17 protein-coding genes are annotated in these 15,335 nt (G+C 38.7%); 13 read left to right on the top strand and 4 right to left on the bottom strand.

The features are described from left to right. Nucleotides 1–44: 44 nt before the first annotated feature. Nucleotides 45–1,433, bottom strand: a complete 1,389-nt coding sequence (locus HMPREF1128_RS05915; RefSeq protein ID WP_007524206.1) for an outer membrane protein transport protein — start codon at nt 1,431–1,433, stop codon at nt 45–47. 452 nt (nt 1,434–1,885) lie between these two features. On the opposite strand from HMPREF1128_RS05915, the gene HMPREF1128_RS05910 reads away from it, so the two are divergent. The 9 genes from HMPREF1128_RS05910 to iscX all read left to right on the top strand — a co-directional run bounded on the left by HMPREF1128_RS05910 (nt 1,886) and on the right by iscX (nt 8,170). After that, entirely contained in the window at nt 1,886–2,335 is a 450-nt protein-coding gene (locus HMPREF1128_RS05910) for an Rrf2 family transcriptional regulator (RefSeq protein ID WP_007524332.1), read from the top strand. A gap of 56 nt (nt 2,336–2,391) precedes the next feature. Beyond that, the gene (locus HMPREF1128_RS05905) at nt 2,392–3,618 is read left to right on the top strand and encodes an IscS subfamily cysteine desulfurase (protein ID WP_007524212.1); all 1,227 of its coding nucleotides are present in this window, start codon (nt 2,392–2,394) and stop codon (nt 3,616–3,618) included. A gap of 118 nt (nt 3,619–3,736) precedes the next feature. Beyond that, the gene (iscU, locus tag HMPREF1128_RS05900) at nt 3,737–4,120 is read left to right on the top strand and encodes a Fe-S cluster assembly scaffold IscU (RefSeq protein ID WP_007524657.1); all 384 of its coding nucleotides are present in this window, start codon (nt 3,737–3,739) and stop codon (nt 4,118–4,120) included. Between the two features lie 60 nt (nt 4,121–4,180). Beyond that, a complete protein-coding gene (iscA, locus tag HMPREF1128_RS05895) occupies nt 4,181–4,504 on the top strand; it encodes an iron-sulfur cluster assembly protein IscA (protein WP_007525107.1) in 324 nt (107 codons plus the stop codon). A 23-nt stretch (nt 4,505–4,527) separates the two neighbouring features. Beyond that, the gene (gene hscB / locus HMPREF1128_RS05890) at nt 4,528–5,049 is read left to right on the top strand and encodes a Fe-S protein assembly co-chaperone HscB (RefSeq protein WP_007524572.1); all 522 of its coding nucleotides are present in this window, start codon (nt 4,528–4,530) and stop codon (nt 5,047–5,049) included. Nucleotides 5,050–5,091: 42 nt separating this feature from the next. Beyond that, entirely contained in the window at nt 5,092–5,724 is a 633-nt protein-coding gene (locus HMPREF1128_RS05885; protein ID WP_007525449.1) for a DUF2625 family protein, read from the top strand. A gap of 45 nt (nt 5,725–5,769) precedes the next feature. Then, nucleotides 5,770–7,623: a Fe-S protein assembly chaperone HscA gene (hscA, locus tag HMPREF1128_RS05880; RefSeq protein ID WP_007525237.1), complete on the top strand. Its 1,854-nt coding sequence runs from the start codon at nt 5,770–5,772 to the stop codon at nt 7,621–7,623. Nucleotides 7,624–7,634: 11 nt separating this feature from the next. Further along, a complete protein-coding gene (gene fdx, locus HMPREF1128_RS05875) occupies nt 7,635–7,976 on the top strand; it encodes an ISC system 2Fe-2S type ferredoxin (RefSeq protein WP_007525072.1) in 342 nt (113 codons plus the stop codon). Further along, nucleotides 7,976–8,170 carry a Fe-S cluster assembly protein IscX gene (gene iscX, locus HMPREF1128_RS05870; RefSeq protein WP_007524881.1) on the top strand — a complete coding sequence of 65 codons (195 nt, stop codon included), beginning with the start codon at nt 7,976–7,978 and terminating at the stop codon, nt 8,168–8,170. The genes fdx and iscX overlap by 1 nt, the downstream gene beginning before the upstream one ends. A 58-nt stretch (nt 8,171–8,228) precedes the next feature. Here iscX and HMPREF1128_RS05865 read toward each other — a convergent pair whose 3' ends face one another. Then, nucleotides 8,229–8,678 (bottom strand): LexA family protein, encoded by a 450-nt coding sequence (locus tag HMPREF1128_RS05865; RefSeq protein ID WP_007525172.1) that lies wholly within the window; start codon nt 8,676–8,678, stop codon nt 8,229–8,231. A gap of 163 nt (nt 8,679–8,841) precedes the next feature. Continuing rightward, entirely contained in the window at nt 8,842–9,228 is a 387-nt protein-coding gene (gene grcA / locus HMPREF1128_RS05860; RefSeq protein WP_007524928.1) for an autonomous glycyl radical cofactor GrcA, read from the bottom strand. A 187-nt stretch (nt 9,229–9,415) separates the two neighbouring features. Here grcA and ung point away from each other — a divergent pair, with 187 nt between their 5' ends. After that, nucleotides 9,416–10,102 carry a uracil-DNA glycosylase gene (ung, locus tag HMPREF1128_RS05855; protein ID WP_007524588.1) on the top strand — a complete coding sequence of 229 codons (687 nt, stop codon included), beginning with the start codon at nt 9,416–9,418 and terminating at the stop codon, nt 10,100–10,102. A gap of 90 nt (nt 10,103–10,192) precedes the next feature. Then, nucleotides 10,193–11,200: an anthranilate phosphoribosyltransferase gene (gene trpD / locus HMPREF1128_RS05850; protein ID WP_007524372.1), complete on the top strand. Its 1,008-nt coding sequence runs from the start codon at nt 10,193–10,195 to the stop codon at nt 11,198–11,200. Nucleotides 11,201–11,243: 43 nt separating this feature from the next. On the opposite strand, the gene HMPREF1128_RS05845 is transcribed toward trpD, so the two are convergent. Beyond that, entirely contained in the window at nt 11,244–12,791 is a 1,548-nt protein-coding gene (locus HMPREF1128_RS05845; protein ID WP_007523990.1) for a SulP family inorganic anion transporter, read from the bottom strand. A 212-nt stretch (nt 12,792–13,003) separates the two neighbouring features. On the opposite strand from HMPREF1128_RS05845, the gene HMPREF1128_RS05840 reads away from it, so the two are divergent. Continuing rightward, entirely contained in the window at nt 13,004–14,110 is a 1,107-nt protein-coding gene (locus HMPREF1128_RS05840; protein WP_007525347.1) for a RodZ domain-containing protein, read from the top strand. Between the two features lie 9 nt (nt 14,111–14,119). Continuing rightward, the gene (gene ispG / locus HMPREF1128_RS05835) at nt 14,120–15,238 is read left to right on the top strand and encodes a flavodoxin-dependent (E)-4-hydroxy-3-methylbut-2-enyl-diphosphate synthase (protein WP_007525523.1); all 1,119 of its coding nucleotides are present in this window, start codon (nt 14,120–14,122) and stop codon (nt 15,236–15,238) included. The last annotated feature ends 97 nt before the right edge of the window (nt 15,239–15,335 follow it).

The raw sequence follows: 15,335 nt of genomic DNA, 5'->3' as shown, positions 1-15,335 counted from the left end.
GAAAAAAGGCGTGTGAGAAATTAACACGCCTTTTATAGAATGGATTAGAATTTATAGTTTAAGTTTAAACCATAAAGATTTGCACGAGATTTCACATTAAATACTGCGCTACCTTCAGTAAAGGTATTGTGTGAGCCTCTTAAGTGTGCAAAACCAAAATCGGTAGAAAGATTCGGGGTAAAGCGGTAAGTTGCCCCTACGCTATACCAAGTTCTGTCTGTATCTGGAATTGAGATAGATGGCGAGGTGATGCTTGCGGTTTCATCATAAGCAATACCTGCGCGTAGCGTTAATGCCTCATTTACATCATAAGACACACCTAATGCGACACGAGATGCATCATTATAGTTTTCTGCTTTGCTAAATAATGTATTACCTGCATTACCGTAAGCATCTAGGCTTTTGAATTTTTCCCATTCGGTACGTTTATAGCTAAACTGCATTGCTAAGCGATCAGTCATTTTGTGATAGGTCGAAATTTCCCAATAAGCTGGTAAGTGAAGCGTTAAATTACCTGGGATTTCTTGACCACCAGTTGCTTGAGTAACAGGCGCTTGAATGCCTAATACAGAAAGTTGTGGTAATAAGGAATTAAATGCAGTTGGGAAGTTATTTGAATATTGACCTTTAAATTTCACATTTACAGCAGAGTGATAAGCTGCACCAATGCGGTTGTTTTCGTTAATATCGTAAGCGATACCCGCATTCCAACCTAAACTCCATTCATCACCACTTAAACGTGAAACTTCGGTATGATTGTCCATTTGTGCTAAGGTTTTTGCAGCACTATTTAATTGTGCAGCAAGTACAGGATTTGCCGCTAATGCAGCTTGAACTCTTGGATTTGAAGCTGCAGCACCTAAACGACTATTTAATAATTTACCACCCACGCCTAAATGACGAATGATTTCTGCATCTGAATAAATGGCATTTAGACCTGCACCAATGCTCAAGCCATAACCTAAATTATAAGCACCACTTAAATTGAAGTTAATTGCACTTAAACGAGTATTACCGCCATAAACACCAGCACTGTAATCAGGAGAAAAACGAGATTTTAAACCGTAGTTTACGTTCATTCCTGCACCCATCGCAAAACGATCATTGATTGGGGTTACAAAATATAGGTTAGGAATTACTGCTTTTGGAATGATGTTATTATGTGAAGCATTTACCGTGCCAGCAAGTGTGCCATTTATATCCACATCAGCCTGAACCAAAACGCCACCTGCAGACATTTCTGCTTGTTTGAATTGGGTCATTAACGCAGGGTTATTTGCCACAACTGAAGCGTTATCAGCAACAGCAGCATTACCTGCATAAGCGGTACCTAAACCAGAAGTTGAAACTTCTGCTAATTGGAAAGCGGCTGCGTGTGCGCCTGCTGAAGCAAAAAGAGAAGAAGCTAAAAGCGTTTTTGAAAATTTATTCATGGGGAAATCCTAATCCTAAGGTGTCATTTTCATTTACAGAAAAAAACAAAAAATTAACAATAAAAAACTTCGCGATTCTACGAAGCAGCTAGGGATTATGCAACCTGAAAAACACTTACTTTTTATGTGGTTCGACCAGCGCTCAGAGTGAATGTTTGATTTAGATCAATAAAGTGAGGTAAAATAACTTCAACAATTCTTCATACCAATCCATGAAATGTGTGTTTGAAAAATTGTAAATGAAAATCACTCTATGAGTTTATTTCAAGGCGAAAGTGGCGTAGAATACTTAAGATTTGCTCACTTCTTTTTTGATTTGCAATTCATTTGCAAAACCTTTCATATCAATTAGTTGAAGTAAGTAGAATAACCTTGACTAGAATAGTCTGTTATATCAAAATTCTTACACTTTGTAAGTGTCACTAAAAATAACATTAGTAGAGGACGATCTTATGAGATTAACGTCAAGAGGGCGCTATGCAGTAACCGCCATTTTAGACATCGCTATTCACGGAAAAGATGAACCTGTGAGCCTTGCAGATATTGCTGATCGTCAGGCAATTTCGCTTTCTTATTTAGAACAGCTTTTTGCACAACTTCGTCGTGAAGGCATTGTAAAAAGCGTACGTGGCCCGGGTGGCGGCTATAAATTAGAAAAAAGCCCGAAAGAAATTAGCGTAGGCATGGTTATTGCTGCAGTGAACGAAAACGTAGATGTCACAAAATGCAAAGGTAGTGGTAACTGCCGAAATGACTCACGTTGCTTGACGCATCATTTATGGGAACGCCTTGAAATACTTATTGGTAACTTCTTAGATACAGTTTCAATGGCAGATTTGGTGGCGGAAAATTCAGATCATGATTGCGAAAAATCGCACTGTCATGATCACGCTCACCAATAACCTTTGGTAAAAAATTCAAAAAAATGACCGCTTGTTTAAGCGTGTTAGGAGTAATAATGTCAGTAAAATTACCTATTTATTTAGATTATGCAGCAACAACCCCGATGGATGAGCGTGTTGCACAAAAAATGATGCAATATATGACTAAAGACGGCATCTTTGGTAATCCTGCTTCTCGTTCACACAAATTCGGTTGGGAAGCTGAAGAAGCGGTAGATATTGCACGTAATCAAATCGCTGATTTAATTGGTGCAGATGCACGTGAAATCGTCTTCACTTCAGGTGCAACAGAGTCAGATAACCTTGCTATTAAAGGGGCTGCGCATTTCTATCAAACAAAAGGTAAGCATATCATTACAGTAAAAACCGAGCATAAAGCGGTATTAGATACTTGCCGTCAGTTAGAGCGCGAAGGTTTTGAAGTGACTTACTTAGACCCTGAACAAGATGGTTTATTAGATTTAGCAAAATTAGAAGCAGCAATTCGTCCAGATACCATTTTAGTCTCTGTTATGCACGTTAATAATGAGATGGGCGTAATCCAAGATATTAAAACTATTGGTGAAATGTGTCGTTCTCGTAAAATTATTTTCCACGTAGACGCAACCCAGTCCGTAGGTAAAGTGCCGGTTAATGTACAAGAATTAAAAGTAGATTTAATGTCTTTCTCAAGCCACAAATTATACGGACCAAAAGGTATTGGTGGCTTATACGTTTGTCGTAAACCGCGTGTGCGTTTAGAAGCGATCATTCACGGTGGTGGTCATGAGCGTGGTATGCGTTCAGGTACATTACCAGTTCACCAAATCGTAGGTATGGGCGAAGCGTATCGTATCGCGAAAGAAGAAATGACCGAAGAAATGGCACGCTTAACCAAGTTACGCGACCGCTTATACAATGGCTTCAAAGATATTGAAGAAGTGTATGTAAACGGCTCAATGGAACCAGGTAAACGTGTAGGCTCAAACTTAAACATTAGCTTCAACTTTGTTGAAGGAGAGTCATTGATGATGGCATTACGTGATATCGCTGTTTCATCAGGTTCTGCTTGTACTTCAGCAAGTCTTGAGCCATCTTACGTATTACGCGCGATTGGTCGTAATGATGAGTTAGCACACAGTTCAATACGTTTCTCTTTAGGTCGTTGGACAACTGAAGAAGAAATTGACTACACCATCGAATTAGTGAAAAAAGCAATTGTGAAATTACGTGAACTTTCACCACTTTGGGAAATGTTCAAAGAAGGTGTAGATTTATCAAAAATTGAGTGGAATCACCACTAATAACATTAACCTCCCTTTTTAAAAAAGGGATTGAGGGAGATTTTAAAATATCAATATTACACAAATCTCCCCTACCCCGCTTTACTAAAGAGGGGAATAAATAGAAGGAAAAATTAACATGGCATATAGTGAGAAAGTCATCGATCATTATGAAAATCCACGTAATGTGGGAACCTTTGACAAAGAAGCGGCAGATGTAGGTACAGGTATGGTTGGTGCGCCAGCTTGTGGTGATATCTTGCGTTTACAAATTAAAGTAAATGATGAAGGTATTATTGAAGATGCGCGCTTTAAAGCATATGGTTGTGGTTCTGCGATTGCATCAAGCTCATTAATTACTGAATGGGTAAAAGGTAAATCATTAGAAGAAGCAGGCGCAATTAAAAATAGCGATATTGCAGAAGAATTAGAATTGCCACCAGTAAAAGTGCACTGTTCAATTTTAGCAGAAGATGCGATTAAAGCAGCGATTGCTGACTACAAAGAAAAGCACAACAAATAATAAAGAGTGCGGTAAATTGCCGCACTTTTCATTATCATCATTCTTAACGGGAAAATCATCATGAGCATTACATTAACAGAAACAGCTGCGAATCGAGTAAGAACTTTCTTGGAAAATCGCGGGAAAGGCATTGGGCTCCGCTTAGGCGTTAAAACTTCTGGCTGTTCAGGGTTAGCTTACGTACTAGAATTTGTCGATGTATTAAACGAAGATGATCATGTTTTTGAACAGCATGGCGTAAAAGTGATTGTTGATGAAAAAAGCCTTACTTATCTCGATGGCACGCAATTAGACTTTGTTAAAGAAGGGCTTAATGAAGGTTTTAAATACTCCAACCCGAATGTGAAAAATGAATGCGGTTGTGGCGAAAGTTTTAGCGTTTAATTTGCCTTAATAAGAGAATAAAAATGACCAACCCTTTTGCACTTTTTGATTTACCCGTTCAATTTAATTTAGATAGCCAAATACTCTCTGAGCGTTATCTAGCCTTACAGAAAACATTGCATCCAGATAATTTTGCCCATAGTTCAGCAGCAGAACAGCTAGTTGCTATCCAAAAATCGGCAGATGTTAATGCAGCTTTAGAGGTGTTAAAAGATCCTATTCTACGTGCTGAAGCGATTATTGAAATTGAAACTGGCATCGCAAAAAACTTAGAAGAAAAAAGTATGCGAGATGTGGAATTCCTTATGCAACAGATGGAATGGCATGAACAGTTAGAAAGTATTGAACACCGTAAAGATGAAGAAGCTTTAACGCATTTTTTGAAATCCATTAAAATTGAACAAAAAGCGGTATTAGCCCAACTTGAAACGTTATTAGCTGAGAAAAATTGGCAGAAAGCGAATGCATTAACTGATCGTCTGCGCTATTTCAAAAAATTACTGATCCAAATTGAAAAAGTTGAAGAGAAGTTTTTTGATTTTTAATGTAAAGCTTACAAGCGGTTGATTTTTAGAGGAATTTTACCAATGAAAACCCTAGAAGAATTATTAGATAAAAACTCAGCATGGTTGATTTTACGCGATTGGTTTGCCAGTGCTAAAAATCATTATGAAATTTTACCAAGCTATGCTGAAGATGCTTCTGCTGCTTTAGTTGGTATGCAACTTTCAACGCGTTCGCCGTTAGGCGCAATAGTATATGAAACGGGCGGTGTTTTGATTGATCACGGCTGGTTGCGTATTCTAGGTTCAGGAAATGAAAAGTTGCCTCGGGGGTTATTTGATTGGAATTTTGGTAAAACCTTTAAACAATCAGGAGAGCAGCCAAGTTATTTATTGATTGCAGATGATGTGCTTGGCGGATATTTTGCTATCAATGCGGGCGGTTTAGGTGATAAAGTCGGTCAGGTTTATTATCACCAACCACAAACCAAAACATGGGAAGCATTAAATTTAAGTTATTCAGAATTCTTAGGTTGGGCATTAGCAGGGGATTTAGCAGATTTTTATCAAGATTTACGTTGGGAAAATTGGCAAGCTGATGTAGCAAAACTGCAAGGGCATCAAATTTTTAATCTAGAAAGTAAAATTGCTATACCTATTGAACGCCACTATCAAGGCGTATTTGCCCCTGAAAATATGGGATATTCAGTAGCTTAATCTATTTTTATAAAAATAAGATAATTCAAGAGAGAACATTAAATAATGGCATTACTTCAAATTGCTGAACCGGGGCAAACAGCAGCACCTCATCAAGCAAGACTCGCAGTAGGGATTGATTTGGGGACAACCAATTCATTAGTCGCTACGGTACGTAGTGGACAAGCGCAAGTATTACTTGATGAGAAAGAGCGAGCTTTAGTGCCATCTGTTGTGCATTATGGCAAAAATGAGAAAACCTGTGGTGTAGAAGGCTTTGCATTAGCAGCAGTTGATCCAAAAAATACAATCATTTCGGCTAAGCGTTTAATTGGTCGTTCTTTAGCTGATGTTACCCAGCGTTATCCAAATTTACCGTATGAATTTGTTGCAAGTGATAATGGCTTGCCACTGATTCAAACATTGCAGGGTAATAAAAGCCCGATTGAAGTTTCAGCCGATATTTTAAGTTATCTCAATGCTTTTGCTGAAAAACGTTTAGCAGGTGAATTGGCCGGTGTAGTTATTACTGTTCCTGCTTATTTTGATGATGCACAGCGCCAAAGTACAAAAGATGCTGCAAGATTAGCAGGATTAAATGTATTACGTTTATTAAATGAACCGACGGCTGCAGCCATTGCATATGGCTTAGATAGCGGACAAGAAGGTGTGATTGCTGTATATGATTTAGGTGGCGGTACTTTTGATATTTCCATTTTACGTTTAAGTCGTGGCGTGTTTGAAGTATTGGCGACTGGCGGAGATACGGCTTTAGGGGGAGATGATTTTGATCACCTTTTAGCTGATTGGATTGCAGCGCAAGCCGATTATCAACCTCAAAATGCAAATGAGCAACGTGAGTTATTGACCCTTGCAACGAAAACTAAAGTTGCGCTTTCGCAAGCGGTCGAAACTGAAGTGAAATTTGCAAATTGGACAGGCACGGTTAGCCGTTCGCAATTTAATAATTTAATTCAACCGCTTGTAAAACGTTCATTGATGACTTGTCGCCGCGCTTTAAAAGATGCAGGTGTGGAATCGGATGAAGTACGAGAAGTGGTTATGGTTGGTGGTTCTACCCGTGTTCCATTTGTACGTGAGCAGGTAGGCGAGTTTTTCGGTAAAACACCATTAACCTCCATTGACCCAGACAAAGTGGTTGCACTTGGTGCAGCAATTCAAGCAGATATTTTGGTGGGAAATAAACCCGATTCAGATATGCTTTTATTAGATGTTGTGCCGCTTTCTTTAGGAATTGAAACAATGGGTGGCTTGGTCGAGAAGATTATTCCTCGAAATACCACTATTCCCGTTGCGCGTGCACAAGAATTTACTACAGCAAAAGATGGGCAGACTGCGATGTCCGTTCACGTTTTACAAGGCGAGCGTGAATTAGTAGAAGATTGCCGTTCTCTTGGACGTTTTACTTTACGTGGAATTCCGCCAATGGTGGCTGGTGCAGCAACTATTCGTGTTACTTATCAAGTAGATGCCGATGGGTTGTTAAGTGTAACCGCAATGGAAAAATCAACTAAAGTGCAGGCTTCTATTCAAATTAAACCTTCTTATGGTTTAACGGAAGAGGAAGTAGCACAGATGATTAAATCTTCAATGACCAATGCTAAAGAAGATATGGAAGCCAGACAGCTTGCTGAACAACGTGTTGAAGCCGATCGTGTGATTGATACCGTTATTTCTGCATTACAAGCAGATGGGGCAGTGGTGTTGAGTGTTGAAGAATTTAAAGCCATCGAAGCGGAAATTCAAAAATTGCTTGAGACTAAAAAAGGTAACGATAGAGCTGCAATTGCACAAGGCATTAAAGATCTTGATATTGCAACTCAAGAATTTGCAGCCAAACGAATGAATTTATCTATTCAAAAAGCATTAGCGGGTAAAGCCGTTGATGAAATTATTTAAAAGAGGATTTTATGCCAAAAGTAGTTTTTCTTCCTCATGAAGAATTTTGTCCTGAAGGTATGGTTATTGAGGCAAAAAAAGGCGATAACCTATTAGAACTAGCCCATAATGCGGGTGTGGAGATTCATCACGCTTGTGATGGATCTTGTGCTTGTACGACTTGCCACGTTGTGATTCGTGAGGGTTACGATTCATTAAATGAAACCACAGATCAAGAAGAAGATATGTTGGATAAGGCTTGGGGTTTGGAGATGGATAGCCGTTTATCTTGCCAATGTGTGGTGGGTGATGAAGACTTAGTCGTTGAAATTCCAAAATATAACTTAAACCATGCAAATGAGGCCGCGCACTAATGAAATGGACAGATGTTCAACGGATTGCAGAAGAGTTATATGACCGTGATCCAGATTTAAACCCAGTAACGGTGCGTTTTACTGATATGCATCAGTGGATTTGTGAATTAGAAGATTTTGATGATGACCCAGAGGGTTCTAATGAACAAATTTTAGAAGCAATCCTAATGAAATGGATTGAAGAATACGAATAAAAAACAGTAAATTCATAAGGCATAGCAATATAGCGCTATGCCTTATTTTTTATGAACATCATGCTGCATAGCGTTTTTCATGCATTACTGGAGAAAAACGCGGGCGTATTTGATGAACAACATTGGTAATGACGCCTGAAATAGTAATATCTTCCCAATCTTGAATACGGCGATTTGGTAAATTAGCGTCTAGCGAGAATAGGATTTTCTCTCCATTGATTTCATTGAAGAATTGGTAGAATTTATACTCTCCCGCTTGTTCAATAACTAATAGATCATTAACAAAGTATTCTGAAGCTTTTTCTACAACCAGTAAATCATCTAATTCAATTCCCCAAGCAATTAAATTTGGATTTTTTACCAAAATGAAGAAGGTTTCAGTCGGGCGTTTGATACATAATGTATTGAGATCTAATTTCATTGATCGTTCTGAATCTTTATCACGATACATTGGCATAGGCTGATAAGAAAATTCACGTTTTGGATCTAGTTGACGAAGACTTGCCATAATTTCCTCTCTTGACTGTCGGTTTATACAGGTATTTTACTGATTGTCTAAACAGTGTCAACTATATTTTATGAATTTTTTTACAGTGGTTTTAAAAACAGTTAAAAAAGGATCTGGCAATAAAAAACGCACTCTATTGAGTGCGTTAAAAGAAAAACTGATATTATAAGCTTTCTGTGAAAGTACGAGTGATAACATCACGTTGTTGTTCTGGCGTTAATGAGTTAAAACGTACTGCATAACCAGAAACACGAATAGTTAATTGAGGATATTTTTCAGGATGTTTAACTGCATCTTCTAAAGTTTCGCGACGTAATACGTTAACGTTTAAGTGTTGACCACCTTCCACTTTGATTGTTGGTGCAACGTTTACTGGTACTTCGCGGTAAGAAATTTGACCTAATTCGCTGATAGCAACGACTTGATCTTCTTTATAAACATCACCTTTTGCTGCAATGCAACGTGCTTCGTTTTTTGCTTCATCTAACAACCAGAAAGAGTTTAATAAGTTGCTGTTTGCAGATTCAGTGATTTGTACGCCTTTAATCATGATAAAGCTCCATATGTTGAGAAAAAATAAACAGATTTATAAAATAATTTGAAAGATTCAAATTTATTTGATGTGCGCATTATACCCCTTTAGTTTTAGATTGCGATAAAAATTTAAGCATTTAGCATTTTTATGGATTGTTTGGTTAAAAAATGTTCGTTATTGTTTGTAATAAGAAGGAAGAAAAATGAAAACGTGGAAAGAAGCGATTGGTGAAGAAAAACAAAAAACCTATTTTCAACATATTTTACAACAGGTTCAGCAAGCTAAAGCAGCGGGAAAGACGGTTTATCCCCCACAATCAGAGATCTTTAGTGCCTTTAGTCTAACTGAATTTGAAGCCGTAAAAGTGGTCATTCTAGGGCAAGATCCTTATCACGGGCCAAACCAAGCACATGGCTTGGCATTTTCAGTCAAGCCACCAATAGCGCCACCACCTTCATTAGTGAATATTTATAAAGAGCTTGCACAAGATATTCCTAATTTTCAAATTCCTCATCACGGTTATTTGGTTGATTGGGCAAAACAAGGTGTGTTGTTACTTAATACTGTGTTAACTGTGGAGCAAGGTCAAGCACATTCGCATGCAAATTTTGGCTGGGAAACCTTTACCGATAAAGTGATTGAACAACTCAACTTGTATCGTGAAAATTTGGTGTTTTTACTTTGGGGAAGCCATGCACAAAAAAAAGGGCAGTTTATTGACCAAAATCGTCACTGTGTATTGAGAGCGCCACACCCTTCGCCACTTTCAGCGCATCGTGGTTTCTTTGGCTGTCATCATTTTTCACAAGCGAATCATTATCTTGAATCAAAAGGACTTTCACCAATTCAATGGCAACTCCCGTTAAATGTAGAATTGGTAAATCGTTAATAAAATTAGGCCGCTTGAAATTTTGCTTGACTTTGTGCTGATGTACTATTTTAATAGTGCAAAATCTTTGCAATTAAATAAGGAATTATTATGCAAACTGAATCATTATTAGAAAAATTATTTAATGCACAATCTCTCACGCAAGCTGAATCACATTTTTTCTTTGATCAAGTGATTCAAGGTAAACTTTCTTCTGAACAATTAGCAGGCGCTTTGATTGCATTAAAAGTTCGTGGTGAAACCATTGAAGAAATTGCTGGAGCAGTTGAAGCTGCTTTTGCAAATGCAACGCCATTTCCAACACCAGATTATCCTTTTGCTGATATTGTAGGCACTGGCGGAGATGGACATAATACGATTAACATTTCAACCGCCAGTGCAATTGTTGCCGCAACCTTAGGCTATAAAATTGCTAAACATGGTAGCCGTAGCGTTTCAAGTAAAACAGGCGCGAGCGATGTGCTTTCGGCATTAGGCATTGATGTAGGCATTTCACCGGAGCAAGCGCGTAAAGCATTGGATGAAACGAATCTTTGTTTCTTATTTGCTCCGCATTATCATTCGGGATTTCGCCATGCAGCACCCGTTCGCCAAGCATTAAAAACGCGTACCTTGTTTAATATTTTAGGTCCACTTGTGAATCCAGCTCACGCAAAACGTCAAATGTTAGGCGTCTATTCTCCAGATATTCTGAAAATTTATGCAGAAACGGTAAAAGCCTTAGGTGCTGAGCATACCATCGTGGTACATGGTGCAGGATTAGATGAGGTGGCGGTTCATGGTGAAACATTAGTTGCAGAAGTTGAAGGAGGTAACATTCATTATTTTAGTGTTACGCCAGCAGATTTTGGTATTCAAACACATTCGTTAGCAGATTTAAAAGGTGGTGAGCCGGAAGAGAATGCAGAAATGTTGAAAGCCTTATTAAAAGGTGATGGAAAACCCGCGCATATTGATGCAGTTGCAGTAAACGTAGCAATGTTGATGCGAACCTTTGGCGAAAGAGATCTCAAAGCCAATGCAGCTAAAGTAAAAGCGCTACTTGCAAGCGGAAAAGCATATGAAACGCTAGAAAAATTAGCAACCTTTAACGCATAAAGAAAAGAAGGCAATCTCACGGATTGCCTTCTTTTTCGCATGTCTATAGCCGTTTGCCGTGTTCAACATGAATATTGCTACTTTGATCGACAGTATTGTCATAATCCGCTTTAAAGCCTTTTAAAATCACTCGAATATGATTTTCTTTTGCATAAATATTAGCAAAATCTTCAATAAGCTCTAATACATCGCAGGCAATGTAAGAGGTTCTTTCGGCATTGATGATTAAAGTTGAATCTGGTTGGATGTTTTTCAACGTTTTCTTAATTGCCGCTTTATTTAAAAAAGAAACTTCTTCAGCTAAATCTAAGCGAATGGTAGTTGCTTCGGCTAGTTCTTCTCGGCTCAAATAGTAAGCTCGTTTCATATTGCCATGAAGAATAAATAGAATACTGATAATTAAGCCTAGCCCAACGCCTTTTAATAAATCAAATATCACTACCGCTGCAGCGGTGGCAATAAATGGAATAAATTGATAAATGCCTTTATGCCAAAAATGTTTAAAAACGGCTGGTCGGGCTAATTTATAGCCAACTAAAATCAACACGGCAGCCAATGTGGCTAATGGAATTTCATTTAGCCATGCCGGAATGGTAAGTACACAAACAAGCAATAATAAACCATGAATAATGCTTGAAATTTTATGCGTAGCACCCGCATTTGCATTGGCTGAAGAGCGTACAATTACGGCTGTAATAGGTAAACCACCAATAAGTGAAGAAACCAAATTCCCCACACCTTGTGCACGTAGCTCTTGGTTGGTATCGGTAATTCTGCGTTTTGAGTCAAGGCGATCGGCGGCTTCAATCGAAAGTAGTGTTTCGATAGAGGCAACGACAGCAATAGTTGCGCCAGTAATCCAAACTAATTGATGACTAAAACCAGAAAAATCGGGCAAGGTAATAAATGTTTGAAAGTCATTCCAGTTTTCAATCACGGGAAGGCGCACTAGCTGTTCGCTTGGAATAGCTAAATAGCTATTAGTGGCAATAAAGATATGGTTAATAAGCACACTTACAATAACTGCAATCAACGCGGAAGGAAGTTGTTTAATTTGTTTAAGCTTAGTTGAGCTATCCCAGCCAATAATAATGAATAGAGAGATAAGCGTAATAATAAGAGAGCCTAAGTGAATATCAATTGAGGCGTGTGATAATTGCGCTAGGCTAAATTTACTGCCAAAAGCGTAAGGGAGTTGGCTAAAAATAATTAGAATACCAATACCGGCAAGCATCCCTTCAATGACCGCAACGGGAATATAGTTAGTAATACTGCCCGCACGCAAAAAACCAAGTGTAATTTGCATTATGCCTGCAATCATACCTGCACAAAGAAATAATTCAAAAGAGTGTAATTGGTTAATCGTTGCCAAAACAATCGCAACAAGCCCAGCAGCAGGGCCTGCAACACTAATATGTGAAGTGCTGAGGGTACCGATAATGATTCCCCCAACAATGCCTGAAATAATCCCTGACAGTGGCGGCGCACCTGAAGCCAACGCAATGCCTAAACAGAGCGGTAATGCGACAAGAAACACAACTAAGCCCGAGGCAAAGTTTTGCTTTAACAGTTGGATTTTGCTGGTATTCATAACATCCTATGGAGGAAATGGTTAAAAACATTATTCTACGCTTAATTTTGAATCATTTTTTTGGCCTATATCAGATTTTATCAATTTTTTTATAAATTTAACCGCTTGAATTGAATTTTTTTGCAAATTTTGTCCATCGGCATTGCAAAAAATGCTTATCCTCTTTAAACTTTCGAGTAATTTTTTGTTCAATTTTTAAAGAGTTATATTTTATGACCGAATCTCTTAACACAACCTCGGAACTTTCGCTCGGACAACAGTTAAAACAAGCGCGTGAAGCGCTCGGTCTTTCTGTGGAAGACGTGGCGAAGAAAACGAATTTAAAAAAATCGCATATTGAATCGTTAGAAAACGATATTTTTGTACTACAAAATGTAGCGCCTACTTTTGTGCGTGGCTATGTGCGTAACTATGTTCGTTTTTTACGTTTGCCTGAAGGCTTAGTGTCTAGCGTTAATTATGGAGAGGTCATTTTACCTAAAACGGTAATCAATAACGCGCAACCGTCTAAAGTGAAACAAAAATCTCAAACTCAATGGGTAAAATATTTAACCATCGCGATTTTATTGGGTGCTTTAGGAATGACATTGGTTTGGTGGTATCAAGATTATCAAAAAGAGCAAGCAAACCGTGATCAATTTGTGATTGCTGCAAACCAAGAAACTCAACAACAAACCAATAATGCAGCGCCAGCGAAAAATGAGATTGCCTTACCCGCGCTACAAACAGAAAACAAAACAGTAGAAACAGCTGCTCAACCGGCAGTAGAGCCTGTAAAAGTTGAAGCATCAAAAGAAAGTACACCAACAGTGGAAGCGCCTGCTGTAGAAGTAGCAAAAACTGAGCAAGCAGTAGGGCCTGTAAAAACAGAAACGCCAGTGGTTGAACAACCTGCTGTGACTGCGCCAACTGAAACAGCAGCGCAAACTGAAAGCGAAAAACAAAGCATTCAAGCGGTCGAAAATGCAGAACCTACTGCAAATGCTGAATCTGCAGTAAATGTATTGCAACAAAATAACGCAACGACAGAACAACCTGTTGCGGAAGAGCAAGCACCACAACAAGCACTTCCTATTGATGCATTATTACGTATTGAGGTAACTGGCAAAGAAAGCTGGATTACAGTAAAAGGCGCAAGCAGTAAGAAAAGTTTAGCGGAAAAACTGTATACTTCTGGTGAAGTATTAACTTTTAACGAGAATGAACAATACCGTTTAACTATCGGCGCGCCAGCAAATGTTAAGATTTATTATAAAGGTGAAGAAGTTCCGTTAAAAATTGACGGACGTGTTGCACGTATTAAACTTCCATTACAATAGGAATTTCTCATGTCAGCAGTACACCAATCGCCGATTAAACGTCGTCAATCCAAAAAGATTTGGGTTGGAAAAGTTCCTGTCGGTGGCGATGCACCGATTTCAGTTCAGTCTATGACTAACACCCGCACTACGGATGTTGAAGCAACCGTCGCGCAAATTAAAGCCTTAGAAAAAGTGGGTGCAGATATTGTTCGCGTTTCTGTACCAACGATGGATGCCGCAGAAGCGTTTAAAGCAATTAAGCAACAAGTAGAAGTGCCACTAGTGGCGGATATTCACTTTGACTATCGAATTGCGCTTAAAGTCGCAGAGTATGGCGTAGATTGCTTGCGTATCAATCCAGGTAACATTGGTAACGAAGAGCGTATTCGTTCTGTGGTTGATTGTGCGAAGGATAAAAATATTCCAATTCGTATTGGGGTTAATGCTGGATCATTGGAGCGTGATATTCAAGAAAAATATGGCGAACCAACTCCACAAGCATTATTAGAGTCTGCATTACGCCACGTAGATATTTTAGATCGTTTCAACTTCGATCAATTTAAAGTAAGCGTAAAAGCATCCGATGTATTCCTTGCGGTAGAGTCTTATCGTTTATTAGCAAAAGCGATTGAGCAGCCATTGCATTTAGGTATTACTGAAGCCGGTGGCGCACGCGCAGGTTCGGTGAAATCAGCTATCGGCTTAGGTTTACTCCTTTCAGAAGGAATCGGAGATACTTTACGTATTTCGCTAGCAGCGGATCCAGTTGAAGAAGTGAAAGTGGGTTTCGATATTTTGAAATCATTACGCATTCGTTCACGCGGTATTAACTTTATCGCTTGCCCAACTTGTTCGCGTCAAGAAATTGATGTGATTGCAACGGTAAATGCATTAGAGCAACGCCTAGAAGATATTTTAACACCAATGGATGTTTCCATTATTGGCTGTGTGGTAAATGGCCCGGGTGAAGCATTAGTTTCAGATCTTGGTGTGACTGGTTCAAATAAAATGAGCGGTTTCTATCTTGATGGCGTGCGTCAAAAAGAACGGTTCGATAACGATAAACTCATCGACCAACTTGAAGCGAAAATTCGAGCAAGAGTTGCAGAACAAGCGCAACGTATCGAAATTATCCCGATAGGCTAATCGTATCTAGCGGTGGAGTTTGTAAAAACATTTGCAAATTTCACCGCTTTTTTCTTTTTATTTCTTGGTTTCTTTCAAAATGACAATTTCCTGTGGA

It is taken from the genome of Haemophilus sputorum HK 2154 (genome assembly GCF_000287615.1).
GTDB lineage: Bacteria > Pseudomonadota > Gammaproteobacteria > Enterobacterales > Pasteurellaceae > Haemophilus_A > Haemophilus_A sputorum.
The sequence above is the reverse complement of the archived record's forward strand: the minus strand, read 5'-3'. Positions and strand labels throughout refer to the sequence as shown.